Origin of the sequence: Streptomyces asiaticus, assembly GCF_018138715.1 — a bacterium.
In the GTDB taxonomy this organism is placed as follows: Bacteria; Actinomycetota; Actinomycetes; order Streptomycetales; family Streptomycetaceae; genus Streptomyces; species Streptomyces asiaticus.
In genome coordinates this window covers 1,580,067-1,603,785 of record NZ_JAGSHX010000006.1, presented here as the reverse complement: position 1 = coordinate 1,603,785, position 23,719 = coordinate 1,580,067, and the positions used below count along the sequence as shown (strand labels likewise).

The window sequence follows — 23,719 nt, the reverse complement described above, 5'->3', positions numbered from 1 at the left end:
GGCTCCTGAGGCCGCGAGCCAGGGGAAGACGGCGGTAAATTCTGGGTGAACCACGCCCGATTCGTGCGGTTCTGCTTCCTGAGCGCGGGTCAGGCACGAAGGTGCCCGCCGCCTCGCGCATCTTCGGGGTCGTCCCCTGGACCATCCCGTGCGCATGATGGATGTGAATGCTTGATTCTGGCAGTTTCGATCAGAATCAAGCATTCCAGCGCACGGCTGTTGTTCTGCGACAAGGGCGACGCTCAGGCCCGGACGATCTCCACGCCCGCAGCCGCGAACGGGTCGGTCAGTGCGGGGCCCGCCGCCTTGTCGGTCACCAGCACATGGACGTCCTCCACCGGGCAGATCCGGGCGAAGGCCCGCCGGCCCAGCTTGGAGGAGTCCGCGACGACGACCACCTGTTCGGCGCGCAGTGCCAGCGCCCGGTTGATGTCGGCCTCGCCCTCGTCCTGGGCCGTCGCACCGTATCTGGCGTCGATCGCGTCGACGCCGATGAAGACGTGGTCGAGGGTGATCCGCGTGAGCACCTCGGTGGCGAGCGGCCCGGTGAGCTCGTACGAGGCAGGGCGGGCCACGCCGCCGGTGACGACGAGTTTCACATGGCGGCGTACAACCAGTTCGTTGGCGATGTTCAGCGCGTTGGTGACCACCGTCAGCGAGGGCCCGGCGCCCTCTGTGCCCAGCTCCGGCCGGGCGGTCAGCGCACGGGCGACCGCGGTGGTCGTGGTGCCGCCGTTCAGGCCCACCACGGCGCCCGCCTTCACCAGGCCCGCCGCGGCGTCGGCGATCCGCTCCTTCTCCGGAGCGTTGCGCGCGGCTTTGTAACGGAGCGGCAGATCGTACGCAATCGCGTTGATCACGGCGCCGCCATGGGTACGGGTGACCATCTGCTGACGCGCCAGCTCGTCCAGATCACGCCGGATCGTGGCGGCGGAGACCTGCATCGCGTCAGCGGCGGCCTCGACCTCGATCCGTCCGTCGCGCGTCAGTATCTCCAGCAACGCGCTCCATCTGGCCTGCGGTGCCCCCATGTGTCATCCCTTGTTCCGTGGTGTGCGGGCCCAAGACTTTAGCTCGCCGGAACAAGCGTTTTCGTCCACGATCATTTCAGCCGTGAGGAAAGGCCACCGCCACTCCACGCCCCTGATCCCCACCGCCCAACTCGTCTGCGCGGCCCGCGCTGATGGCCGTGGCGGAGGCTGCCCGGGTCCCGGTCGACGTCGCACCGGCTTCCCTGGCAGGTGAGCGCCAGTGCCGGTTTTCGCTGGTCCGTTCGGACGACTGCTGTCGGATTCCCGGCGCTGCCCGGCTCTACCCATGACCGTGGCTACGGCAGAAGCAGCTCCCCGCGCAAGACGGGCGTGTACGTATGGTGCGTGTCCCCCCTCGGACACAGACAATATCCCCAACTTGTGCGGGTCGAGCGTCGCCTCGGCCCGCACGAGCTGTTTTCCGGGTTCGTAGATCAGCTTGAGACCGAGGTTCCGGTAGACCTCGGCCTGTCCCGGTAGACCTCGGCCTGTCCCGCGGCTCGGCGTCGGCGAGGACGTCAGGGATGGGGCCCAGCGGCTTGAGCATGGCGCGGATCTCGTCCTTGGTCATTCGGCGCCGGCCGGTGATCTTGCGTGACCGGCTGAGCGCTTCGGCGCGGTGGGCCTGGACCTCGGCGGTCCACCGGGCGACGAGTTTCGGGTCCGTTCCTGCTTCCAGGGCTTCGCGGTAGCGGGCGAGCTTGGTGTCGCATTCGACGATCCCCCGTTCGGCGTCCTCCGCGCCTGGGGCGGGTGCTCGCCCTCGGTGCGCTCGCCGAAGCCGGCTGGATCAGCACCCGGCCCGCTCTCGCCGGCCATGTGCCGTACTCGACCGCAGCACCCGGGCCATCGCTCACCAGAAAGGTGTCCTTGCTCCTGCACCGGATACGACGTAGACACTCGCTTCCTTGCGGGTCAGCGACACCTTTCTACTGGCAGGGCGTCAGCTCACCCCATTCCGCTGAAGAGACGGGGTTGGATCAGAGCGAAGATATCTGCCTCAGCAGGTCGTCCTTCGCGTCGCGGATGTGCACCAGCCAGTACCACGCTATCCCGCGCTGCGCGGCGACAGCCGCTGTGTGATCCGGTCGAACAGCGTCGTCAGCGGCTCGCCGATGTCCTGGCCGAACTCGGTCAGCCCGTAGGTGACCTGGGGCGGCGTCGTCGGTTCGACCTCCCGCCAGACCAGGCCGTCCTGGACCAGCGCCCGCAGGGTCTGGGCGAGCATCTTCTCGCTGATGCCCTGGATGCTCTCGCGCAGCTCGTAGAACCGGAGGTCATTGCTCCGCAACGAGATCAGCACCCAGATGCCCCACCTGCTGGTCACGTGGTCGACCACATCGCGCGCGGGGCAGTCGGTGTGAAACACGTCATACCGCTCCCCTGTCTCGGCCTGTCTGTGCTGCACGCCTCCCACCATGTTATGAGCTTACCTCAAGGTATGTCCTTACCAAAAGTTAGCCACGCTCCTAGCGTGAGGACCTCAGAGGACATCCAGCAAGGAGCTGATCATGATCGTGGTGACCGGGGCTACCGGGAATATTGGGCGGCCGTTGACGCAGGCGCTGACCGAGGCGGGCCAGCAGGTGACGGCGGTGTCCCGGCACACGGCGGCGGTGCCGGACGGCGTCCGCCACCTGGCGGCCGACCTGGCCGAGCCGGCCGGCCTCAAGCCCGCGCTGGCCGGGGCGAAGGCGCTGTTCCTGCTGCTGTCCGGCGACCTGCACGCCACTGGAGCCAACCCTGCCGACATCATCGGCGAAGCTGCGGCCAGCGGGGTCCGCCGCGTCGTCCTGCTCTCCACGTTGGGCGTGGTGACCAGGCCCTTCGGCCCAACGCGGATCGCGATGCGCGCGCTGGAGGACACCCTGCGGGAGTCCGGCCTTGAGTGGGCCATCCTGCGGCCGGGCGGCTTCGCCTCCAACGCGCTGTGGTGGGCCGAGTCTGTCCGCGCGCAACAGGTCGTCGCCGCGCCCTTCGGCGACATCGGTGTGCCGATCATCGACCCGGCGGACATTGCCGCGGTCGCGGCGGCCTGCCTGCTGGATGACCGGCACACCGGCGGCGTCTACGAGCTGACCGGCCCGGAGGTGATCACTCCGCGCCAGCAGGCGGAGGCCATCGCCGCCGCGCTGGGCTCGCCAGTGACGTTTCACGAGCTCACCCGCGACGAGGCCAAGGCCGCCATGACCCAGAGCATGCCGGCGGAGCTCGCCGACGACACTCTGGACATCCTTGGTTCCCCGAGCCCGTCCGAGCTGCGCGTCAGCCCGGACGTCCAGCGGGTCCTCGGCCGCGCCCCGCGCCCCTTCGCCGACTGGGCCGCCCGCAATGTCGACGCGTTCCGCTGAGACTGCTCAGCGCCGCTGAGACTGCTCTTCGCTTTGCAGCCAACCCCGTTGACCCTACGAGCCCGGGAACATTTCGATCAGTCCCGTCCTGTCGAGGGCCGGTGTGAGGCGCGCGGACCGGCCGCCGGGGACCCCGACGGGGCGCCGCGCATGGTCGGCCGGGCCGTCGCACCGGACGGCCGGGCCCGCTTTGCCCCTGCCCCCGCGGGCCAGGGAGCCGGCCGGTCAGGCACCGGTGCGCTACGGGGGCGTGCTCGTGCGGAGGTGGCTTCGCTCCGGCCGCAATTGAAGTAGGTCATGAACATGAGCACCACGCAGCGCAGCACAGAGCAGACCACCGACACCTGCGGATGCCGGCCAGGCGGCGACTGCTGCGCCTGCCCCCCTCCACGCAACGCGAAGGCCCGGAGCGGGCCGCGACCACCGCAAGCACCTGGAACCCGTGCGTCCCCGACCCATCAACTCGGCACGGGTGCACGGGTGCACGGGTTCCAGGTGCTCGCGCTTCAGGATTCCGCGAACTCGCGCGCTTCGCGCAGGCCGGGCCGGAAGAGGCCGGTGCGTAAAGTCCGGGACGAAGGCGCCGAGGACGACACGGCGGAAGCGGCTGCGCCGGGCGGGGGCGAGGCGCTGGAGGCCGGTGGTGAAGCGGGGAGAGTGTCGAAGGTGGGCACGGTGGCCTCCGGGCAGCACGACGAAGCCCCCGGCGGCTGCCGGGGGCTGAGGAGCACCAACCGCGTGCAGTCCACTCACCAGGAGACCGGGAGGGAGGTCGGTCCGCGCACCACCGCCTCGGGCGGGCGGTAGCCGAGATCTGCGGGGTCGGCCTCCAGAGAGAGATGGGGAGCGACCCTGATCAGTTCCTCCAGAGCGATGCGCGTCTGGACCTGGCCAGCCGGGCGCCGAGACAGACATGGAGGCCGTGCCCGAACGTCAGGTGCCGTGCGGTGCGCCAGTCGACCCGCAGGACCTCGGGCCAGACTGGTCCGCCCGGACAATCCGCTGCGGGGCCGCCGGGAGCCGCATCATCACAGCGAACTCGGGGCTCTGGGCCTCGCGGACGCTGGCGGCGGAGTCGGTGACGTAGTCCGGGGTGCCGTCGGCGTGGACCGCGTAGGTGGTGTAGGCGCCGGTGAGCGGGAACTTGTCCAGGTTCAGCCGGCCGTCGGCCCCGACCGTGTAGTCACGGGCCAGCGTCATCTCCGAGTCACCCATGCCGTCACCGATCAGCAGGATGACGTTCTTTACGGGTCAGGAGACAGGTGCTGATGCCAACGGACCCCAAACCATCAGCAATTGGTGAACCGGTGGGAATGCCTTGGCCCCGCTTCCCTTTCCACCGCGTGGCGCGGGCCCCGCCGCGTGGCGCGGACTGCGTTCTGTGTCGCGGGCTCGGCCGCCCCGGCTGACCCTGGCCTAACTTACTTGCATGTTGGCTAACAAGTTTATACGCTGCTCACCATCCAGAAGGAGGCTTTGATGATCGATATGGATGAGCGGGCCCTCGACACCCTGCTGGCCGAGGACCCCGGCGGCCCCGTGGTGATGCTGAACCTGCTGCGGTTCCGCCCGGACGGTGGCCGCGAGAGCTACCAGCGCTACACGGAGGCGCTGGGCCGGGAGATCCACGGGCGGTACGGACTGCGGGTGGAGTACCTGGGGGACGGCGGTCGTGCCCTGGTCGCCGAGGACGGGCAGGCGTGGGACACGGTGCTCCTGGTGCGCTACCCCAGCCGCCAGGCGTTCGTCGACATGGCCCGGGACCCCGACTATCAGGCGGTGGCCCATCTCCGCGCCGAGGCGCTGGTGGAATCGGTCCTGCAACCCACCGTGCCGCTCCAGGGCAGTGTGATCTGATGCCCGCGGTCTTCGTGCACGGCAATCCCGAGACGGCGGCCGTCTGGGATCTGCTGGTCGCCGAACTGGAGGCCGCCGGTGCGGCCCCGGCCGACCTGATCCGGCTGTCCCCGCCCGGGTTCGGCGCTCCGCTGCCGGACGGATTCGGGGCGACCGTCCACGAGTATCGCGACTGGCTGATCGGCGAGCTGACACGCTTCGCCGAGCCCGTCGACCTGGTGGGTCACGACTGGGGCGGCGGACACGTCCTCAACGCGGTGATGAGCAGCCCGGACCTCGTACGCAGCTGGGTCAGCGACACGATCGGGGTCTACGATCCCGACTACGTCTGGCATGAGCTCGCCCAGCGGTGGCAGACACCGGGAGTCGGCGAGGCCGATGTGGCCGAACGCTTCGGCGCGCCCCTCGAGCGGCGGATCGCGACGCTCGTCGAGCGGGGGATGGGCGAGGCGGTGGCCGAGCGGGTCGCCGAGGGCCAGAACGAGGCGATGGGCCGGGCCGTGATCGCGCTCTACACCTCCGCCACGCGGCCGGTGATGAACGAACTCGGCCGGGACCTGGAGAACGCGGCCCAGCGGCCGGGGCTCGTGGTGCTCGCCACCGAGGACCACGTGGTCGGGACCGTCGAGCAGCGACGCCGCGGCGCGCTCCGGGCCGGTGCCGGAGTGGAGGTCCTCGACGGGCTGGGCCACTGGTGGATGACGCATGACCCGCGCCGTGGTGCCGAGGTTCTCACCCGCTTCTGGGCGTCACTGGACCGCGTCGGGTAGCCGCACGGCCGTGGCTGCCACGCCCGATGGCTCAGGGGCGTCGGCGCAGCTCGGGTGCGGTGGGGGGCTGGCCGGTGAGGCTGGTGATCAGCTCGGTGCACAGCTCGCGGAGTTTGATGTTGCGGTGCTGGGAGGCGGAGCGCAGGATGCCGAAGGCCTCCTGCGCGGTGCACCGGCGCTGGCCCATGATGACGCCGAGGGCCTGGTCGATGACGCTGCGGTGTGCCATGGCGCCTTGCAGCTGACCGGCGAATTCCTGTGTGTCGGCGATGCGCTGGGCCAGAGCGATGGCGCCGGTCGCCTGAGCGGCGAGTGAGCGCAAGGAGGTGAGATCGGCCTGTGCGTACGCCTCCGGCGGGGCGGCGTACAGGTTGAGAGCGCCGGTGGTGTGGGTGCGGGGGGCTATCGGCAGGGAGAGGGACGAACGCATCCCGCAGGCGACGGCGTAGGCGGGGTAGTCGCCCCACCTGGTCTCCGCGAGCATGTCGTCGATGAGGAGTTCCTCTCCGGTGCGCAGCGCTTGCAGACAGGGGCCGTCGTCCTGGCCGTACTGCTTCTCGTCCAGATCCGGTGCCGCGGTACCGGAGCTGACCACGGTCAGGGGCCGGCCATCCCGTTGCAGGGTGAGGCCGGCGCCCTGGGCGCGGGACAACGCCAGGGCCGCGTCGGCCAGTGTCTGTAGGAAGTCTTCGAGTGAGTCGGTTTCCAGCAGCCACTGCGTGATGTCGCTGCCGTCGTACGCGTCGTCGACGCTCATAGGGATCCCTTCACAAGGCCCGCAGCCTCTCGGTCGGCATCGTGACGTGCCACCGGGGCAACGGAATCCACGTCCGAAGGACACCTCCGGTGCGACCACCACCTGACGCCGGTGTCGGACGACGCAGCATGGCCTCTTACGACCGTGCGAGTACCACTTTGTGTTCCGTGGAACACGTGAGCGAGCACATTCGCACAGCGGCGGCTGGTGAGCACGCATCGCGTTGAGGGAAGTGATCCAGATGGCTAGGTACGAGCCCATGGCGGATATGGCGGACGACGAACGCACCCGCGCGGCACGGTTGGTGGATGCCCAGGCGAAGGCCGCGCGGCTCTTCGCGGAGATCGAGGAGCGCGGGCTGGTGGCGCCGGGGGAGGGGGAGCGGGCGGTCAGTGACCGGATCCGGGACCTGGCGAACGAGATGTTCGGTACGACCCGGCACTGGCACAAACGGATCGTGCGCTCGGGGCCGAACACCCTCCTGCCGTACCGGGAGAATCCGCCGGACCGGGTGATCGGTACGGACGACATCGCGTTCGCCGACTTCGGGCCGATCTTCGAAGAGTACGAGGCCGACTTCGGAAGGACGTTCGTCCTCGGCGACGACCCGGCCAAGCACCGGCTGCGGGACGATCTGCCCAGGGTGTTCGCCGCCGGGAAGACCTTCTTCGAGGGCGACCCGGACATCACCGGCGAGCGGTTGCACGCCGAGGTCGGCCGTTTGGCCGCCGAGGCCGGCTGGGGGCTGGGCGGCTGGCACGCGGGGCACCTGGTCGGGGAGTTCCCGCACGAGACGATCGACGGCGCGGACGTGGAGTCGTACATCACGCCCGCCAACGGCACACCGCTGCGGCGCACCGACAAGACCGGGCGCCGCTGCCACTGGATCCTGGAGATCCACCTCATCGACCGGGAGCGGGGGTTCGGCGGGTTCCACGAGGAACTGCTCACCCTGTGACCGGTCCCCGGCGGATGCGTCGCTCCGCCGCGCCACGGCTCGATGCCGTACCGGATCAGGTCCCCTCCTCCGCGCGGCGCGGGCATTCGAGGCGGTCCTGCTCGCCGCCGCGGCGCTCTCCTCGCTCGCCGCCGTGGCGGCGCGCAGAGCCACGCGCGCCGCGGAGGCGGGTGCGTAACACGGCGGTGGGCTCCTTCGTTCAGGCGCGCTGGCGGGCTTCGGACGCGGCGTTGCCGGGTGCGGTTCGGGCGTCAGCGGCGTGGTTCGGGCCGCCGGCCCGGCGGTTGGCCGGACTCGGGGAACCCGTAACCGCCCTCCGCGTACGGCAGCGGATGCTGCTCGTGCACACCGTTGAGATAGCTGCCGGGCAGGACGTGCGGCTCGCCCTCGCCGAGGTTGCCGCGCCAGCCGACATGCCCGTTGGACACCGAGAAGACGGATTCGCTCTGAGCCAGTACGTCCAGGTTGAGCTCGGTCTCGCGCAGACACCACGGCTCGACGGCATGGGCATGGTGGCTGATCACTTGAGACCCTCCAGCAGCTCGTAGAGGTCCGATGCCACGCCGCGTACCGTGTCCGGAATGCCCAACTCGCCGTAGGGGGAATTCTACCGGCGATATCAGCCGCGCGCCGTGGCGGGCCGCCCCACGGCATCGAGTGCGTAGAGCGTCCGCAATGACCGTGACGCGGGAACGGTGAGCGCCGCGCGCCGCTGCAATACCGTTCCGAGCGCATCGGTTACGCCTCCCGGGTGAGCGCGTGGAGGGCGCGCGGCGCGGTCATGAACTCCGAATGTTCGCCCTCGAGGCGGGCGAGATGGTCGAGCAGAACGCCCTCGCGCAGGGCCCATGGGCAGATGGTGAGCCGTTTCACCGCCATGACGTCCATGGTGGCCTCCGCGACGATGGCACCGGCCAGGCATTGACGCGCCCTGGAGGCGGAGATGCCGCGCAGCTTCGCTCGCTGCCCGTCCGTTTTGACCGCCAGCCGTGACACCCAGGGCACCAGCTCCTTACGGCTGAGACTGTGGACCGCGGGCAGACCGTCGCCGGGCCGCGGGGTTCCGGCGAGGCGGGCCAGCTGGGCGAACGTGCTGGACGTGGCGACACAGGAGAGGGGCGCGGGCTGTGCGCGCAGTTCGGCGGTGGCCTGTCCGAGGGCGGCGCGTACGTGCCGGCGCAACGCCTTGACGTCCCGCTTCCGCACTGGTGTGGCATCGGGCAGATGGTGGCGGGTGAGCCGGTCGGCTCCCAGCGGCAGGGAGATGGCGAGGGCGGGGTACGTGCCGCTTCCGCAGGCGATCTCCAGGGAGCCACCGCCGATGTCGAGGAGCAGTATCCGCCCCGCCGACCAGCCGAGCCAGCCGCGCACCGCCCGGAACGTCAGCCGTGCCTCCTCCACGCCGCTCATGAAACCCACGCGGATACCGGTGGCGGCCTCGATCTCGTCGAGCACCGCGTCCCGGTTGGTCGCGTCGCGCACCGCCGAGGTGGCGAAGGGGATCAGGCGGTCGACGTGGTGGGCGGACGCGGCCGCGGCACTCGCGGTGACGGCGCCGACCAGGGACCGGATCGCCTCGCGGGGGATCACCCCCTGGCGATCGGTCGCGTCGGCCAGCCGGACCGGCTGTTTCCACGAGGTCACCGGCTCCGGGGGTCTGCCCGGGAACAGGTCGGCGATCTTGAGATGGACGGTACGGGATCCGATGTCGAGCACTCCACAGCGCATCCGTGATGAGTGCCCCTGCCCGACATGGTCCAGACGTCGGATGATCGCGCACTGTCCGGAGAGCGGTTACTCCGGGTCCGCCCCGCGCCGTGACCTCGGCGGCCTGCGGCGGTGGCTGGTGTCGCACCACGGGTAGCGCGCGCTGCGGCCGCACAGGCACACGGCCGCCATGAAGCGGTCGGAGCGCACCACGCTGCCATCGGGCAGGGTGATCTCGACCGGTCCCTCGATCAGCATCGGGCCGTCGGTCCCCAGCCGCACGCTCACCGCGTGGTCACATGTGTCGTTCGGCACGGATCACCACCAGCTCTTCCTTCGTCTCGCCCGGGGCGATCAGCCCATGGGCCTCCAGCCAGGGGGCCTGCTCGCGCAGCACCGGCCCGAAGGGGATCGTGCGGCGGTCGGTCACGGCCGCCCGCAGCCCCGCCCCCGCCGACTCCAACTGCTCCACCGTACGATCCGGGCCGCACAGCCCCGAGTGCACCAGGAGCAGCACCCCGCCGGGGCGCAGCAGCGGTGGCGCGTCCCGGCAGATCCGGTCGACCACCGCCCGCCCGTCGGCCCCGGCCCGCCAGGCCACGCCACGGCCCCGGCGGATCCGCCGCCCCGCCACCGGCACATACGGCGGATTGGCCACGATGAGATCGAACCTGCGGTCGGCGACCGGTGTCAGCAGATCGCCCTGGAGGACACGCACCGGCAGCCCTTTGAGGCGGGCGCGCAGCCATGTGGCGCCCACGGCGAGCGGTGAGACATCGACCGCGGTCACCTGGGCCGCGCCACGCCCGGCCGCGGCGAGGGCCAGGGACCCGCTGCCGGTCCCCACGTCCAGCACCGCCGTGTCGGCCGTGATGTCCTCGCGCAGCAGGGCCTCGGACAACAGCCATGTGTCGTCCTGCGGGGCGTACACACCTGGAGGCGTCTTGAACACCATCAGCGGCGAGTACCCCCGGCAGGGCGTGATGTGCGCGTGCCATGTCCGAGAAGAGTCACAGGCAGTCCCGGGGCAGCGTCTCGTTCCAGGTGCGCGAGAAGACCCGCCGGTCGCCCTCGTAGCCGTCCAGCGTGGCGTCCACGAAGAACTCCGTTTCGCTCGAGCGCAGCACCGTGCTCGTCACCACCCGCACATCCCAGTCGTCGCGGTGGAAGCGCATGGTCCAGGTCGACTCGCCACCGACCGAGGTGAAGTCGTCCGCGACCGCCGTATAGCGCTCGTACGCCCGGCGGCCGACGTCAAGACCGATGTCGTCGAAGCGCAGGGTGCCCGCGTCCTTGACGATCTCCAGCTCGGACCCGTAGCCCACCAGGTCGCGCTTGACGTCCCAGCGCTCCTCGTGGGGCGTGATCCGGGTGGTGGCGGCCGGCGGCGTGCCCTCCGGCTCCCCGAACGGGCGCTGGGGCCGGTCCTCGCCCGCGGACTCCCGGCGCAACGGCAGCGTGAGGGCGCTGTCGGACTCGTACACGGTCAGCAGCGCCGGCCGGGGCGGGGGCCAGGCGAGCGGCCAGTACGACGTGGACAGCGACAGCCGGATGCGGTGGCCGGGCGGGAACGCCTGGGCCACTCCGTTGAGCCGCACCCGGGCGCGGTAGCGCCGGCCGGGCTCCAGCGGTTCGGGATCGCCGATGGTCTCGCGGTGGGCGATGTTGAGCAGACCGTAGGTGACCCGGGTGGCGCGGCCGTCCGGAGCCACATCGGAGAGCCGGGCGGCGACCATGGCGACCGGTTCACTGACCGACAGCTCCAGTTCGACGGAGGGCGAGCCGAGGATCTCCACCCGCTCGGTGAGCGGATCGGTCTGGAACACCAGTGAACCGCCGTCCTCCTCCCGCTGGTCGTACGGCAGGTCCGGAGGCGCGTTGTACGAGGCCCACTTGCCCGCGAACTGACCTACGGACAGCGGTGATTGGACGGTCAGCGGCTCGCCAGGGGCATCCTTCCCGGGAGGTGTGTCACCGGGGTCGGCGATGCGGTAGCCGGTGAGCGGGTGCACCACCGGCTCGACATTGGGGGAGGGCCACCGGGGCTCGGCGATCCAGCGGCCGGGCCGCTCCTCGTAGGCGGTGGACGGTGGCACGCTGTCCTGCATCCACGTCCACAGCATGGGCCCGTCCATGACGCCGTTGTCCACGCCCTTCAGCCAGTGGTCCCACCACCGGACCACCTCCTGGAGGTAGCCGATGGCCGGGCCCGGCTCGCCCAGGTGCGGGTACTTGTGCGACCACGGCCCGATCAGGCCCTTGCGCGGTACGTCCAGATTGCCGAGCAGCCGGGTCACGGCGTTGGAGTAGCCGTCCGCCCAGCCGCTGGAGGCCAGCACGGGGCACCGCACGGCCTGGTAGTCCTCGCACACCGAGGCATGCCGCCAGTAGTCGTCGCGGCGCTGGTGGCGCAGCCACTCGACCACCCAGGGGCGGGCGTTCTCCAGCCGCTCGTGCCACATCCCGCGCCAGCGCTCGCCGACCACCGCCGGGTCCGGCGGGCAGGTGGCGTAGGCGAACATCGTGCCCGCCTCGGCGAGGTTGTCGGACAGCAGCGCACCGCCCATGTAGTGCATGTCATCGGCGTACCGGTCGTCGGTGAAGGACGCGATGACGATGGCGCGCAGGCTCGGCGGCCGCCGGGCGGCCACCTGGAGGGCGGCGAACGCGCCCCAGGAGATGCCCATCATGCCGGTGGCGCCGTCACACCAGGGCTGCTCGGCCAGCCACGCCAGGATCTCCTCGGCGTCCGTCTGCTCCTGCCCCAGGTATTCGTCCGTCAGCACCCCCTCCGACTCCCCGGTGCCCCGCAGATCGACGCGGACACACGCGTAGCCGTGACCGGCGATATAGGGGTGGTGAATGGAGTCGCGCACGGAGGTCAGATCCCGTTTGCGGTAGGGGATGTACTCCAGCACCGCGGGCACCGGCTCCTCGTCCGAGGACGTGGGACGCCAGATACGCGCCGACAGGCGAACGCCGTCGGACATCGGGATCGTGATGTGTTCCTCTTCCTTCGTGGCGCACGGCAGATTGCTCACGAGGCGCATAGGCCGACTTGCTCCTTCCCTGGCGGTGGCCATGGTGGCGGCCCTGGTGACAGGGGCGCACGGGTTCCCACGGATGCGACCGGCACACCGGCGGCCGGGGCTCAGCCGTGCTGCTCCCGCGTCTTCCGCTCCGGCTGCCGCTCCCGCCGGGCGCCCGGGGCGCTGGCGTCGAAGAGCAGGTTCAGGGCGGCGACACAGCGGTCGTACTTCTCTCGCAGGTCCTCCTCGCTGTCCCCGCCGGTGAAGATGTGGGCGAGTTCGAAGCTGTAGCTGTCCTGCTGCTCCAGCTGCGACAGCCGCTGTCCCTCCTCGGGCACCACATCGATCCGTACGCCCGGGATCTCCCGCTCGATGCGCTCGATCTCCTCGTCGACGGGGGCGTCATGGACCACACCGTCGGCGAACCACCGGTAGTACCACTTGGCGGCCATCGCGTAGGGGCCCTCGCGGTACGGCAGGGCGGGGTCCTCGCCGAGGGCGAGACTGACCATGCAGTGGTGGTTGGGCACCCCGTCGACATAGGCGAAGAGTTCGGCGTGCGACTGGGAGTGCCGGGGGTTGATCTCCAGGAGATTGATCTCGTCCTTGGCGGCGTCGTAGAAGTACTCGATGCTGAACGTGGCCCCGTCCATGCCGATCTGCCGCATCACCCGCCGCGAGACGTCATGCAGCCGCCTGATCACGGGCTCGGGCAGCGCGGAGGGGTACTGGTGGCGCAGAAAGGACGAGCTGTCGGGGTAGTCGATGGAGTCCAGCACGCCGTAGACGGTGACCTCGCCCTGGTGGACGTATCCCTCCACGGCGACCTGCACCCCGCTCAGGGCCTCCTCCGCGAGGCACACCTGGCCGCCCACACCCTCCATCTCCGGCGGGAGCTCCAGCCGTTCGAGGACGGCGTCGAAGGGCTTGCCCACGCGGCCGATGCCCTCACGGATCCGGCTCACCGCCGCACCGAACTCCTCCTCGTCCTTGACGGAGAAGGCCAGCTCGGATGAGTACGCGAGGGCGGGCTTGAGCCACATCGGGAAGCGGACGCCCTCCGGCGGCCGCGGGTGCCGCGCCTCCAGATCCACCCGGCCGAACCGCGGATGCTCCTCGATCACCTTCCGCTGCTCCAGCCGGCTCCAGTACTTGTGCTCGCACTTGACCACCGACTCCAGGCTGGTGCTGCGCGTGCCGTAGCGCTCGCTGAGGATCGGCACGAGTGTGCTCACCGGGAAGTCCCAGTAGCCGACGATCGCGTCGATACCGCCCTCAAAGGCGTCCAGAACACCTTGCGCCTTCGCGATCAGGTCCGCCACGGACACCTCGCCGCTCTGGAGATCCTCGACCGTGAGCAGGCGGTGGAACCGGTACCGGCCGGCACCGGGCCCACTTTCCAGGATGGGCACATTGGCCTCGTCCAGGCCGATCACAAAGATGTTCTTCTCGTCCACGGGCGTGTCCCCTCTCTGCGCCGACGTTTTCCGGCGTCCTGAGTACCCGCCTGCGGGCCGCCAATCCTGACGGGACATCCGGTGTGATGCGCCAACGACCCGAAGCGGGCTTCGGAGGCCGGTCGGCGGGGCGGTCGCGGGAGCGGTGGCAACTTCGTCAATGACCGGGAACGCGCGTCGGACGCGGGTCCGCCCCGCGAGACCGGTGGGCCCGACGCCACAGCGAACGGCCCACCGGTCTTCGTGTGTTCGTAAGGGGGAGAGCTGTTACGGGGTGCTGGGTTCGTTTACGCTGTCGCTCGCTCGAACGGCAAGAGACGGGGTGACGGGGAGCATGTCCCGACCGCAGCAACCTGGGTGGCCGACGGCTCCGCCACCACACCGCCCCTTGGGGGCCGCCGATCCCGTCACGGCCGGTCCGTACCGGCTGGAGGCGGTGCTGGGCGCGGGGGGAATGGGCCGCGTCTACCTGGCGCGTACGCCGGCCGGCAGCGCGGTGGCGGTCAAGGTCGTCCACCGCGAGTACGCGGGCGACGCGTCGTTCCGCAAGCGCTTCGAGCAGGAAGTGGCCGCGGCCCGGCGGGTCCAGGGTCTCTACACCGTGTCGGTCGTGGACGCGGATCTGCGGGCCGAAGAGCCCTGGCTGGCCACGGCGTACGTCCCCGGGCCGTCCCTCCAGCACGCGGTCGCCGAGAGCGGGCCGCTGTCGGCCGACGCGGCGCTGGGGCTGATCGCCAGGGTGGCCGAGGCCTTGCAGTCCATCCACGCCGCCGATGTGATCCACCGTGACCTGAAGCCCTCCAACATCATCCTCACCGCCGAGGGACCCAAGGTCATCGACTTCGGTATCGCCCGGGCCGCGGATGTCACCGCGGTGACCGTCACCGGGATGCGCACCGGAACGCCCGCCTACATGGCGCCCGAATACATCAGGGGGCAGGACGTCACCGAGGCCGGTGATGTGTTCGCCCTCGGCGTGATCGCCGGTTTCGCCGCCACCGGACGGCTCGCCTTCGGCGGCGGCTCCGACCACAGCGTCATCTACCGCATCCTGGAGCAGGATCCCGACCTCGACGGCTGCCCCGAGCCCCTCCGGGCCATCGCCGCCCGCTGCCTGGAGAAGGACCCGGCGCGGCGGCCGACCCCGGCCCAGGTCGTCGAGCAGTGCGGCCGGGCCGGCACGACGGGCGTCGCGGACGCCATCGCCGACGCCCACACCCGCACCGTGGTGTCGCCGTCAGGGCCCGGGCGCGGAACTCCCGGTCCGCGGGGCGCCCCTGGATCGCCCAGCACTCCCGGCTCGCCCGACGCCGAGACACGCACATCGCTGTCGCCACGCGGGTCCGGGCCCGCCGCCCCCGTACCGCCGCCGTCCGCTCCGGCCGCGCACGACCCGGCACGGGGCGCCGCCTCCGGTGCTCCCGCGACCCCACCGGGCGCTGACACCCCGCCGGACCCGCTGGTCCCGGATCCGCTCACCACGCCCGCCCCGGGGCTGCCCGTCCTGCTCAGCGGGGTCGGGATCCTCGTCCTCGCCGTCGTCCTGATCGCCGTCTACCTCCCCGGCTCCTCCCCCGACCGCGGCCCCGGCCTCCCCTATCGCTCGTTCGAGCCGACGGCCGCCATCGGCCCCACCGGGCAGTCCGGGGACACCGAAGGCATGGCGTTCAGCCCGGACGGCAAGACGCTGGCCACGGGCAGCGACGAGGGCAAGGTGCGAACGTGGAGTGTCGCCGACCGCAAGCCACGCGCCACCTTCACCCAACGCGACGGCGTCGGCGACAACGGGTTTCCGACTCGCGAGGTGACGTTCAGCCCCAATGGCAAGCTCGTCGCCGTCACCAATACGACCGGCTGGGTAACCATGTGGGACGTGGCCAAGCACCGGCAGATTCGCGTCCTTGACGGCGTCAACGGCGGCGACAGGGTGGCATTCAGCCCGGATGGCAAGCTGTTCGCCACCGGCAGTCAGTCCGGCTCGGTGTTCCTGTGGGACATCAACAGCCGCAAGAAGGACGAGATACTCGCCTACTACGACCAGGACGCCAAAGTCACGGGTGTGGCCTTCAGCCCGGACGGCCGGACGTTGGCCTCCGCGAGCGACGACTCCGACAGCAACCTCACCCCGAAACACTCGGTGCGGCTGTGGGACGTGGCACACCGCGATCCGGATCCCTACGGCCAGGACGGTCCACGGGTCACCATCTCCCCCGCGCAAGGAGTCCTGAGCCTGGCGTTCAGTCCGGACGGCAAGACGATCGCCACCGGCAGCTACGACGACAAGGTGCGGCTGTGGGATGTGAAGACCGGCCGTCAGCGAGCCACACTCGGCGACTCCTACCAGGGGAGGGTCGACCACCTGGCGTTCAGCCCGGACGGCAGGACGCTCGCCGCCCCCGCCGCACATGGACTGATGCTGTGGAACGTGACCGGCCGCAAACCACGCGCCATCCTGTCGACCGGCGCGCAGGGGGCGGAGAGCACGGTCAAGGATGTGGCCTTCAGCCGGGACGGTCGGCACGTCGCGGGCAACGACACCAAGCACCACAAGGTGTACCTGTGGAAGAACCCGTACCGGGCGCGCTAGGGGGCTCTCCGTGGTGAGGGCCGCCGTGGTGGTTGACCGTGACGCAGGGGCAGCCTCGCAGCATGGTCGGCATGACGACGACGCGCCACTTCACGGTCCACCACGACGGTGTCACGATCCCGGTGTCCCGGGGCGGCCGGGGGCGGCCGCTGGTCCTGTGCCCCGGACTCAACTCCACCCGGGCCGACCTGCGCGAGCTGATCGAACTCCTGCGGCGCGACCACGAGGTGGTGACCTTCGACCTCCGGGGCCATGGCCTCGCCTCCGCCGCCGACCGGTACTCCTTCGACGCGTTCCGGAGCGATCTCTTCGCCGTGCTGGCGGAGCCGGGGCGCCTCGGCCTGTCCTCGCCACCCGTGCTCGTGGGCTACTCGCTGGGGGCGGACCTGGCCGTGCACTACGCCTCCGAGCGCCCTGAGGCCGTCGCCGGGCTGGTCCTCATCGACGGGGCGAACCCGCTGCCCGAACCGTTCATCACCGACGCCGACCTGCCGGAGTTCCGCGCGATGGCGGAGGACCCGGCCATGTGGCGGGAGCTCGGGCGGGCCAGGGGCACCGCGCGTCAGGTTCTGCTCAGCCCGCAGGACATCCTCGATCTACAGCTCGAGATGGATGTGGTGCGGGCCGGAATCCTCGACCGGTACCGGAAGATCGACCGCCCGATCCACATGATCATGTCGGCCGCGATCGCGGGCGGCAGCACCGAGGGGCGTGTGCCCCGGCACAACCGGCTCTGGCGCGCGGGCATCGACCGGCTGGTGCGCGAGCGGCCGGACACCTCCGCGACCTGGCTCGACACCGGCCACCGGCTGGTGTTCACCCACGCCAGGGAGATCGCGGAGATCATCCGGCGCCACCCGGCCGACGGGCCGCCCCCGTGGGCGACGTGAGCGATGCGGGCGATGTGGGTGATGTGGGCGATGTGAGAGCGATTCCCAGGAGACTGGTCCGATGCTGACCATCGGCGAGCTGGCGTCGTACGCCGGAGTGACGGTGCGCGCGGTACGCCACTACCACGCCAAGGGGCTGCTGCCGGAGCCGGAGCGGGACCACTCCGGCTATCGGCGGTACGGCGCCGACGCCGTCGTCGAGCTGATCAGGATCCGGACCCTCGCCGAGGCCGGGGTTCCGCTGGCGCGCGTACGGGAGCTGCTCCGGGCCGGTGAGGAGGAGTTCGCCGCGGCGGTCGCGGAGATCGACCAGCGGCTGCGGGCGGAGATCCGGGAGCGGCAGCGGCACCGCGCGCGGATCGCCCGCCTCGCCGCCGGGGACGGCCTGGCGCTGCCCCCGGCGGTGGTGGAGTTTCTCGACCGGCTGCGGGCGCTCGGGGTCGACGAGCGGATCGTCCAGGTGGAGCGCGACGGCTGGATCCCGCTGGCCGCGCACGCACCCGAGCGGGTCCCGGAGTGGATGGCACGCAAGCGGGAGCAGCTCGCCGACCCGCGGTTCATCGGCTTCTACCGCACTCTGGGCCGGGCGCTCGACCACGCCGACGACGACCCACGGCTGGACGGGCTGGCCGATGAGCTGGCCGCCTACCTCACGGAGATGGCCGAGGAGCGGGGCGAGGACTACATCGACGACGCCGAGATCGAGCCACCGCTGGTCAGGGTGATGGACACCCTCGCGTTCGACACCATGCCGTCGGCCCGCCGGCTGATCGAGCTGCTGAGGCAGCGGGGCTGGACCGGCTGGACCAAGGTCGGGCGCGTCGACGGGGGCGCGGCCGGGCCACGAGGAGCCCGGCGAAAACCGGGGGCTCGAAAACCGGGGGCTCGGCAGAAGGGGCCGAACGGGTGAGGATGGGCGGATGACCGCCACCTCGCGTGCCCATTCGTTCAACACGGCCGCCGCCCAGTACGCGGCGAACCGCCCCTCCTACCCGCCCGCCCTCTTCGACGCCGTCGAGGAGCTCGCCGGGCGCCCCCTCGCGGGCGCCCGCGTCGCCGACGTCGGCGCGGGCACCGGAATCGCCACCGCCGTCCTGCGCGGGCGCGGCGCCGATGTGATCGCCGTCGAGCCGGGCGCGGGCATGGCCGCCGAGTTCCGCCGGGCGCTTCCGGAGGTGCCGATCGTCCGGGGCGACGGCAACGCCCTGCCCCTCGCCGACGCCTCCCGCGACCTGATCACGTATGCGCAGTCCTGGCACTGGACCGACACCGACCGGTCCGTTCCGGAGGCGCTGCGCGTCCTGCGCCCGGGTGGCGCGCTGGCGGTCTGGTGGAACACCACCGCCTTCGACGTGCCGTGGATCGCCGCCCAGGCCGAGCGCGTCGCGGCCCACTCCGGTGTGACGTCGACCCCTCGCGTGGGTCCCGACGACAGCCGCGCCGTCCGGCTCGCGGGCCTCTCCGGTCTCCGCGTCACCCGCCGCCATGTGCGCTGGAGCCGTGTCGTCTCCCTCGACACCCACCTGGCCAACATCACCAGTCACTCGGCGTTCCTCGTCCTCGGCGAGTCCGGCACTCAGGCGTTTCTCGCCGCCGAGCGCTGCCGGCTGCGCGAGCTCTTCCCGGACGAGAGGGTGGAGGAGACGTATGTGGTGGACCTACTGGTGGCCGCCCGTCCCTGAGCCTTCGCCCTGGCTCTCCTCCTGGGCGTCGACGTTGGGCGTGATGGCGTCCCCCGACTCGCCGTAACGGCTGTCCTCCTCGTCGTCGGTCACCCGCGTCTCGGCCTCGGTGATCTCGGCCTCGATCTCCTCGGCCGCCGTCCGGGCGCCCTTCTTCTCTCCGCTCATGATCGTGTCCTCCCTCGGCGGGCCGCCGTGCTCCCGGGCGGGCCGCCGCATGCGTACGTGCTGCCGACCGGCGGCCGGGTGCCCCGGCCGGCCGTGGCCCATGCGCGCCACGTCTCCCGGTGCGCGCCACGTTTACCGGCCCGGGCGACGGCTACTCCTGTGAGGTGCTTCGTGCAGCACTACCGAGGAGGCGCCGTGGCTCAGGTATCGGATTACGTGCTGGCTCGGCTGCGGGAGTGGGGGGTGGCGCGGGTCTTCGGCTATCCGGGCGACGGGATCAACGGTCTGCTCGGGGCGTTCGACCGCGCCAAGGGCGACCCTGAGTTCATCCAGGTCCGGCACGAGGAGATGGCCGCGTTCATGGCCTGCGGCCACGCCAAGTTCACCGGCGAGGTCGGAGTCTGCGTCGCCACCTCGGGGCCCGGCGCCGTCCACCTGCTCAACGGCCTGTACGACGCCAAGCTGGACCACCAGCCGGTGGTCGCCATCGTGGGCCAGCAGAAGCGGCTCAGCCTCGGCACCCACTACCAGCAGGAAATCCACCTGGACCGGCTCTTCGCCGACGTCTCCGAGTACTGCGAGACGGTCGTCCACCCCGGCCAGGCACGGCATGTCATCGACCGCGCCTTCAAGACCGCGCTGACCACCCGCGGCGTGGCGACGATCGTGATCCCCAACGACATCCAGGAGGAGGACGCCCAGCCCTCCCCGCCCAAAGCACACGGATCGGTGTTCTCCAGCGTGGGCTGGAGCCGCCCCCGCGTCCTGCCCGACCCCGATGAGCTCCGCCGCGCCGCCGATGTCCTCAACGAGGGCGAGAGGGTCGCCATCCTCGTCGGCCAGGGCGCGGCCGATGCCGCGGGCGAGGTCGTCGGAGTGGCGGAGCTGCTGGGCGCCGGGGTGGCCAAGGCGCTCCTGGGCCGGGACGTTCTCCCCGACGACCTGCCCTATGTGACCGGGCCGATCGGTCTGCTGGGCAGCACCGCAAGCGACAAGATGATCAAGGAGTGCGACACCCTCTTCCTGATCGGCACCAGCTTTCCGTACTCCGAGTGGCTGCCGGACGAGGGGCAGGCCCGGGGCGTGGAGATCGACATCGACGGTCGCATGATCGGGATGCGCTACCCCATGGACGCCCATCTGGTGGGCGACGCGAAGGAGACCCTCAAGGCGCTCCTCCCGCTGCTGCGGCGCAAGGAGAAGCGGGCCTGGCGGAAGAAGGTCGAGAAGGATGTGCGGGAGTGGCTCACCATCTGCGACACCTGGGCCGGCCAGCACTTCGGGGACACCATCAACCCCCAGTCGGTGGCCGCCGAGCTCTCCTCGCGGCTGCTGGACCGGGCGATCCTCACCGCCGACTCCGGATCCGCCACCAACTGGTGGGCGCGCCATCTGAGGCTGCGCGACGGAATGGACGCCTCGCTGTCCGGCACGCTGGCCACCATGGGCCCCGCGGTGCCGTACGCGATCGCGGCCCGGTTCGCCCATCCCACCCGCCCGGTGATCGCCTTCGTGGGAGACGGCGCCTTCCAGATGAACGGCATGAACGAGATGATCACGGTCAAGCGCTATATGGACCGGCTGGCGGACGGCCCGCCGCTCGTCTTCTGCGTCTTCAACAACCAGGACCTCAACCAGGTCACCTGGGAGCAGCGCGCCATGGCCGGGGACCCGAAGTACCCCGCCTCCCAGGTCATCCCCGACATCCCCCACGGCGCGTACGCCGAGCTGCTGGGGCTGCGGGGGATCCGCTGCGAGTCCCCGAAGAAGGTCGGCAGGGCCTGGGACGAGGCGCTGGCCAGTGACCGGCCGGTCGTCCTGGAGTTCATGGTCGACCAGGAGATCGCCCCGATCCCGCCCCATCTCATGGTCCCCATGGCGAAGAAGACCGTGAAGGCCGCGCTGCACGACCCCGAGCTGGCCGGGATCGCCCACCGGGGCATCCGGCAGAAGGTCGCCCAGTACGCCGAGCGCCTGCCGGGACGCGGGCACGCCTGACGGAAGGGGGAAGCGCGGCATGCGGACCGCGAGCGGGCTGGAGGGGGCGCTGCGTGCGGAGGTGGACGCCGAGGTCAGGTTTGACGCGGGCAGCCGGGGCGCGTACGCCACGGACAGTTTTGACGAGATGACGGAGCGCCCGGGCTGGGGCTCACGCTGAACAGCGAGCGGGCGCGGCCGTACCGGGTGGCCTGCTGAACCGCACGGCATCCTGGACATCGAGGACATCGAGCCGTAGCCCCGGCCGCCTTCGGCCCGCCGCGAATATCCGGTGGCGGGCCCGGCCGTCCGGTGGTGAGGATCGCGGCATGGATGTCTTCCTGGAAACCGAACGGCTGGTGCTGCGCCCGTTCACCGACGCCGACGCCGAACACCTCTTCGCGCTCGACAACGACCCCGATGTCATGCGGTTCCTCACCGGCGGCAAGCCGACGAGCCGGGAGACGATCCGTACGAAGACCCTGCCGCGATTCCTCCACGACCACCCGGGCCTCGGCACCCGGAGCTACTGGGCCGCCGAGGGCAAGGTCACCGGAACCTTCCTGGGCTGGTTCGAGTTCCGTCCCCTGGACGACCACAGCCCCGCCGTGGTGGAGCTCGGCTACCGCCTGAACCGGGCCGCCTGGGGCAAGGGCTACGCCACGGAAGGCTCCCTGGCCCTGATCCACAAGGGGTTCACCGACCTCGGCGTGGAACGGGTCACCGCGAACACCATGGCGGTGAACACCGGGTCCCGGCGGGTGATGGAGAAGTCGGGGCTGTCGTTCGTCCGCACCTTCACCGAGGAGTGGCCGGAGGCGATCGAGGGATCCGAGCACGGCGAGGTCGAGTACGAGCTCACCCGGGCTGTCTGGGAGCAGCGCCGGTAGCCATGTGCCGGGGGGAGGAAACCATGCGCGCGGAGGGGCGGCCGACTACGGGATCCGTTGTGCAGACCCCCGCCCACAGGCCATATCGGCAGCTCTGGGCGGCTGGTGCTTAAGGGCTTAATCACCGAGGCTGACGCGTCACACCTCAGCACACTCAGGGAGTGAGCATCGTTGCGCGGCGCTGGCCGCGGCGATGGCGCGGAAGGGCTCCGGGACGTACTCGGGGCTGTCCAGGACGAGCCGGCCGGGGTGGCCCGGATTCCGCAGGGGCGCGGCGCCACCGACGACCAGGATGCGTGTCCCGGCCGTCTCGGCCGCGGTGAGCAGCGCCTCCGTGGTCCTGACGGCGGTGTCCTCGTGTCCGGGGGCGGGGCGGCTCGCGGCCACGACCGCGTCGGTGCCGACGAACAGCCGGCTCATATGGCCGGGGTCGTTCGCGTCGCCGTGCACGGCGATCACCCCGGGCGGCGGGGCGACCGCCGGCTCCTTCCGGAACACCGCGACGAGGTCATGGCCCCGGCTCACGGCTTCGTCGACGACACGCGAGCCGACCATGCCGGCGGCTCCGACAACGGCGATCTTCATCTGGGTGTCCCTTCCGGAGTGGGGGTGGAGACGGACTCCTGTTCGGGCGTCCGGGTGCGGGTGCGGGCGCGTGCGCCGGTACGCGGCGGAAGCTGTCCCGCGACGATCGCGGCGAGCGAGAGCGCGAATCCCACGAGCTGGATCGGCCCGAGCGTCTGGTCGAGCACGATGGCGCCGAGAACGGCGGCCACCAGCGGTGAGAGCAGGGCGAGAACCGCCACCGAGGCCACGGGCAGGCTGGTGATGCCCTGGAACCACAGGGCGTAGGTGATCAGACCGCCGACGAGCCCCAGCCAGAGATAACCGAGCGCGGCGGGCAGGTCGATCGCGGGAGGTGCCCCCTCGGCGAGGAAGGTGAGGGGCAGCAGGAAGAGCCCGCCCGCGGTGAGTTGCCACCCGGCGAAGGTGGTGGCCCCGACCCCGGCGGGGCGCCCCCAGCGCTTGGTGAGCGTCACGCCGAGCGCCATCGTGGCCGCGCCCGCGAGGCCCGCCACGACCCCGACGGTGTCGAGTGCCGCGTTCGGCCCGATCACCACAAGACCGACGCCGACGACGCCCGTCACACCCCACAGGAGGCGCCACGGCGAAAGGCGCTCATGGAGCACGGTGACGGCCAGGACGGCCACCACCAGCGGCTGGGCCGCCGCCAGGGTGGCGGCCACGCCGCCCGGCAGCCGTTCCGCCGCGATGAACAGCAGTGGGAGGAACAGCCCGATGTTCAGCACGCCGAGCGCCGCGGCCTTCCCCCACCAGGCGCCACGCGGCAGCGTCCGGGTGAGGGCCAGCGCGATCAGGCCCGCGGGCAACGCGCGCAGGAACCCCGCGAAGAGCGGATGTCCCTCGGGGAGCAGTTCGGTGGTGACGACATACGTCGTGCCCCACACCGAGGGAGCGAGCGCCGTCAGGGCGGTGCGTGGCAGGGTTCCGTGGCGGGCACCGCCGGCCCCGCCGGAAGCCACTTGTGTGGTGTGCCGTGTCATGCCTCGAAGTCTCACCTCGGGGCCATTGATGAGTCCAACACAT

General features: G+C 71.0%; 23 protein-coding genes and 2 pseudogenes. 12 read left to right on the top strand and 13 right to left on the bottom strand.

Annotated elements, in window-relative coordinates:
* Window positions 1–242: 242 nt before the first annotated feature.
* Together KHP12_RS14505 and KHP12_RS14500 are read right to left on the bottom strand one after the other, a co-directional pair.
* A complete protein-coding gene (locus KHP12_RS14505; RefSeq protein WP_086880225.1) occupies window positions 243–1,031 on the bottom strand; it encodes a DeoR/GlpR family DNA-binding transcription regulator in 789 nt (262 codons plus the stop codon).
* A 1,048-nt stretch (window positions 1,032–2,079) separates the two neighbouring features.
* The gene (locus KHP12_RS14500) at window positions 2,080–2,451 is read right to left on the bottom strand and encodes a winged helix-turn-helix transcriptional regulator (RefSeq protein ID WP_211833024.1); all 372 of its coding nucleotides are present in this window, start codon (window positions 2,449–2,451) and stop codon (window positions 2,080–2,082) included.
* Window positions 2,452–2,542: 91 nt separating this feature from the next.
* Here KHP12_RS14500 and KHP12_RS14495 point away from each other — a divergent pair, with 91 nt between their 5' ends.
* Together KHP12_RS14495 and KHP12_RS14490 are read left to right on the top strand one after the other, a co-directional pair.
* On the top strand, window positions 2,543–3,382 hold the full coding sequence (locus tag KHP12_RS14495) for an SDR family oxidoreductase (RefSeq protein WP_211833023.1): 840 nt from the start codon (window positions 2,543–2,545) through the stop codon (window positions 3,380–3,382).
* Window positions 3,383–3,940: 558 nt separating this feature from the next.
* Complete coding sequence (locus tag KHP12_RS14490) at window positions 3,941–4,189, top strand: hypothetical protein (protein ID WP_086880223.1); 249 nt, start codon at window positions 3,941–3,943, stop codon at window positions 4,187–4,189.
* 255 nt (window positions 4,190–4,444) lie between these two features.
* Here the strand turns inward: KHP12_RS14490 and KHP12_RS14485 are convergent.
* A pseudogene (locus KHP12_RS14485) lies at window positions 4,445–4,627 on the bottom strand (alkaline phosphatase); the annotation flags it as partial.
* Window positions 4,628–4,861: 234 nt separating this feature from the next.
* Here KHP12_RS14485 and KHP12_RS14480 point away from each other — a divergent pair.
* Complete coding sequence (locus KHP12_RS14480) at window positions 4,862–5,239, top strand: DUF1330 domain-containing protein (RefSeq protein ID WP_086880222.1); 378 nt, start codon at window positions 4,862–4,864, stop codon at window positions 5,237–5,239.
* On the top strand, window positions 5,239–6,009 hold the full coding sequence (locus tag KHP12_RS14475) for an alpha/beta fold hydrolase (RefSeq protein ID WP_211833022.1): 771 nt from the start codon (window positions 5,239–5,241) through the stop codon (window positions 6,007–6,009). Before KHP12_RS14480 ends, KHP12_RS14475 begins: the two co-directional genes overlap by 1 nt.
* Before the next feature lie 31 nt (window positions 6,010–6,040).
* Here the strand turns inward: KHP12_RS14475 and KHP12_RS14470 are convergent, their stop codons facing one another.
* Window positions 6,041–6,766 carry a GAF and ANTAR domain-containing protein gene (locus KHP12_RS14470; protein ID WP_086880220.1) on the bottom strand — a complete coding sequence of 242 codons (726 nt, stop codon included), beginning with the start codon at window positions 6,764–6,766 and terminating at the stop codon, window positions 6,041–6,043.
* 268 nt (window positions 6,767–7,034) lie between these two features.
* On the opposite strand from KHP12_RS14470, the gene KHP12_RS14465 reads away from it, so the two are divergent.
* A complete protein-coding gene (locus KHP12_RS14465; protein ID WP_086883042.1) occupies window positions 7,035–7,724 on the top strand; it encodes a M24 family metallopeptidase in 690 nt (229 codons plus the stop codon).
* A gap of 284 nt (window positions 7,725–8,008) precedes the next feature.
* On the opposite strand, the pseudogene KHP12_RS14460 reads toward KHP12_RS14465, so the two are convergent.
* From KHP12_RS14460 to KHP12_RS14435, 6 genes and pseudogenes are all read right to left on the bottom strand, one after another.
* Window positions 8,009–8,248, bottom strand: a pseudogene (locus tag KHP12_RS14460) (family 65 glycosyl hydrolase); the annotation flags it as partial.
* A gap of 214 nt (window positions 8,249–8,462) precedes the next feature.
* Window positions 8,463–9,452 (bottom strand): Ppx/GppA family phosphatase, encoded by a 990-nt coding sequence (locus KHP12_RS14455; protein ID WP_086883035.1) that lies wholly within the window; start codon window positions 9,450–9,452, stop codon window positions 8,463–8,465.
* A 66-nt stretch (window positions 9,453–9,518) separates the two neighbouring features.
* Window positions 9,519–9,689: a CDGSH iron-sulfur domain-containing protein gene (locus tag KHP12_RS14450; protein WP_086883043.1), complete on the bottom strand. Its 171-nt coding sequence runs from the start codon at window positions 9,687–9,689 to the stop codon at window positions 9,519–9,521.
* Window positions 9,690–9,726: 37 nt separating this feature from the next.
* Window positions 9,727–10,386, bottom strand: coding sequence for a HemK2/MTQ2 family protein methyltransferase (locus KHP12_RS14445; protein WP_086883036.1), 660 nt, complete (start codon window positions 10,384–10,386; stop codon window positions 9,727–9,729).
* Window positions 10,387–10,441: 55 nt separating this feature from the next.
* Window positions 10,442–12,481: a CocE/NonD family hydrolase gene (locus tag KHP12_RS14440; protein WP_086883037.1), complete on the bottom strand. Its 2,040-nt coding sequence runs from the start codon at window positions 12,479–12,481 to the stop codon at window positions 10,442–10,444.
* Between the two features lie 101 nt (window positions 12,482–12,582).
* Window positions 12,583–13,917: an ATP-grasp domain-containing protein gene (locus KHP12_RS14435; protein WP_086883038.1), complete on the bottom strand. Its 1,335-nt coding sequence runs from the start codon at window positions 13,915–13,917 to the stop codon at window positions 12,583–12,585.
* Between the two features lie 334 nt (window positions 13,918–14,251).
* Here KHP12_RS14435 and KHP12_RS14430 point away from each other — a divergent pair, with 334 nt between their 5' ends.
* The 4 genes from KHP12_RS14430 (at window position 14,252) to KHP12_RS14415 (ending at window position 19,076) form a co-directional block, all read left to right on the top strand.
* The gene (locus tag KHP12_RS14430; protein WP_086883039.1) at window positions 14,252–16,504 is read left to right on the top strand and encodes a protein kinase domain-containing protein; all 2,253 of its coding nucleotides are present in this window, start codon (window positions 14,252–14,254) and stop codon (window positions 16,502–16,504) included.
* Window positions 16,505–16,575: 71 nt separating this feature from the next.
* Entirely contained in the window at window positions 16,576–17,394 is an 819-nt protein-coding gene (locus tag KHP12_RS14425) for an alpha/beta fold hydrolase (protein ID WP_246648538.1), read from the top strand.
* Between the two features lie 61 nt (window positions 17,395–17,455).
* A complete protein-coding gene (locus KHP12_RS14420) occupies window positions 17,456–18,304 on the top strand; it encodes a MerR family transcriptional regulator (RefSeq protein WP_086883041.1) in 849 nt (282 codons plus the stop codon).
* A gap of 10 nt (window positions 18,305–18,314) precedes the next feature.
* Window positions 18,315–19,076 carry a class I SAM-dependent methyltransferase gene (locus KHP12_RS14415; RefSeq protein WP_210610135.1) on the top strand — a complete coding sequence of 254 codons (762 nt, stop codon included), beginning with the start codon at window positions 18,315–18,317 and terminating at the stop codon, window positions 19,074–19,076.
* Here the strand turns inward: KHP12_RS14415 and KHP12_RS14410 are convergent.
* Window positions 19,053–19,244, bottom strand: coding sequence for a hypothetical protein (locus KHP12_RS14410; protein WP_086881957.1), 192 nt, complete (start codon window positions 19,242–19,244; stop codon window positions 19,053–19,055). The genes KHP12_RS14415 and KHP12_RS14410 overlap by 24 nt on opposite strands.
* 195 nt (window positions 19,245–19,439) lie before the next feature.
* On the opposite strand from KHP12_RS14410, the gene KHP12_RS14405 reads away from it, so the two are divergent.
* The 3 genes from KHP12_RS14405 to KHP12_RS14395 all read left to right on the top strand — a co-directional run bounded on the left by KHP12_RS14405 (window position 19,440) and on the right by KHP12_RS14395 (window position 22,111).
* A complete protein-coding gene (locus KHP12_RS14405) occupies window positions 19,440–21,242 on the top strand; it encodes a thiamine pyrophosphate-requiring protein (protein ID WP_086881952.1) in 1,803 nt (600 codons plus the stop codon).
* A gap of 19 nt (window positions 21,243–21,261) precedes the next feature.
* Window positions 21,262–21,402 carry a hypothetical protein gene (locus KHP12_RS14400; protein WP_167442505.1) on the top strand — a complete coding sequence of 47 codons (141 nt, stop codon included), beginning with the start codon at window positions 21,262–21,264 and terminating at the stop codon, window positions 21,400–21,402.
* Window positions 21,403–21,550: 148 nt separating this feature from the next.
* Window positions 21,551–22,111: a GNAT family N-acetyltransferase gene (locus KHP12_RS14395; protein WP_086881951.1), complete on the top strand. Its 561-nt coding sequence runs from the start codon at window positions 21,551–21,553 to the stop codon at window positions 22,109–22,111.
* A gap of 138 nt (window positions 22,112–22,249) precedes the next feature.
* On the opposite strand, the gene KHP12_RS14390 is transcribed toward KHP12_RS14395, so the two are convergent.
* Complete coding sequence (locus KHP12_RS14390) at window positions 22,250–22,696, bottom strand: NAD(P)-dependent oxidoreductase (protein WP_086881950.1); 447 nt, start codon at window positions 22,694–22,696, stop codon at window positions 22,250–22,252.
* Entirely contained in the window at window positions 22,693–23,676 is a 984-nt protein-coding gene (locus KHP12_RS14385) for an EamA family transporter (RefSeq protein WP_208653001.1), read from the bottom strand. The genes KHP12_RS14390 and KHP12_RS14385 overlap by 4 nt, the downstream gene beginning before the upstream one ends.
* Window positions 23,677–23,719: the final 43 nt, after the last annotated feature.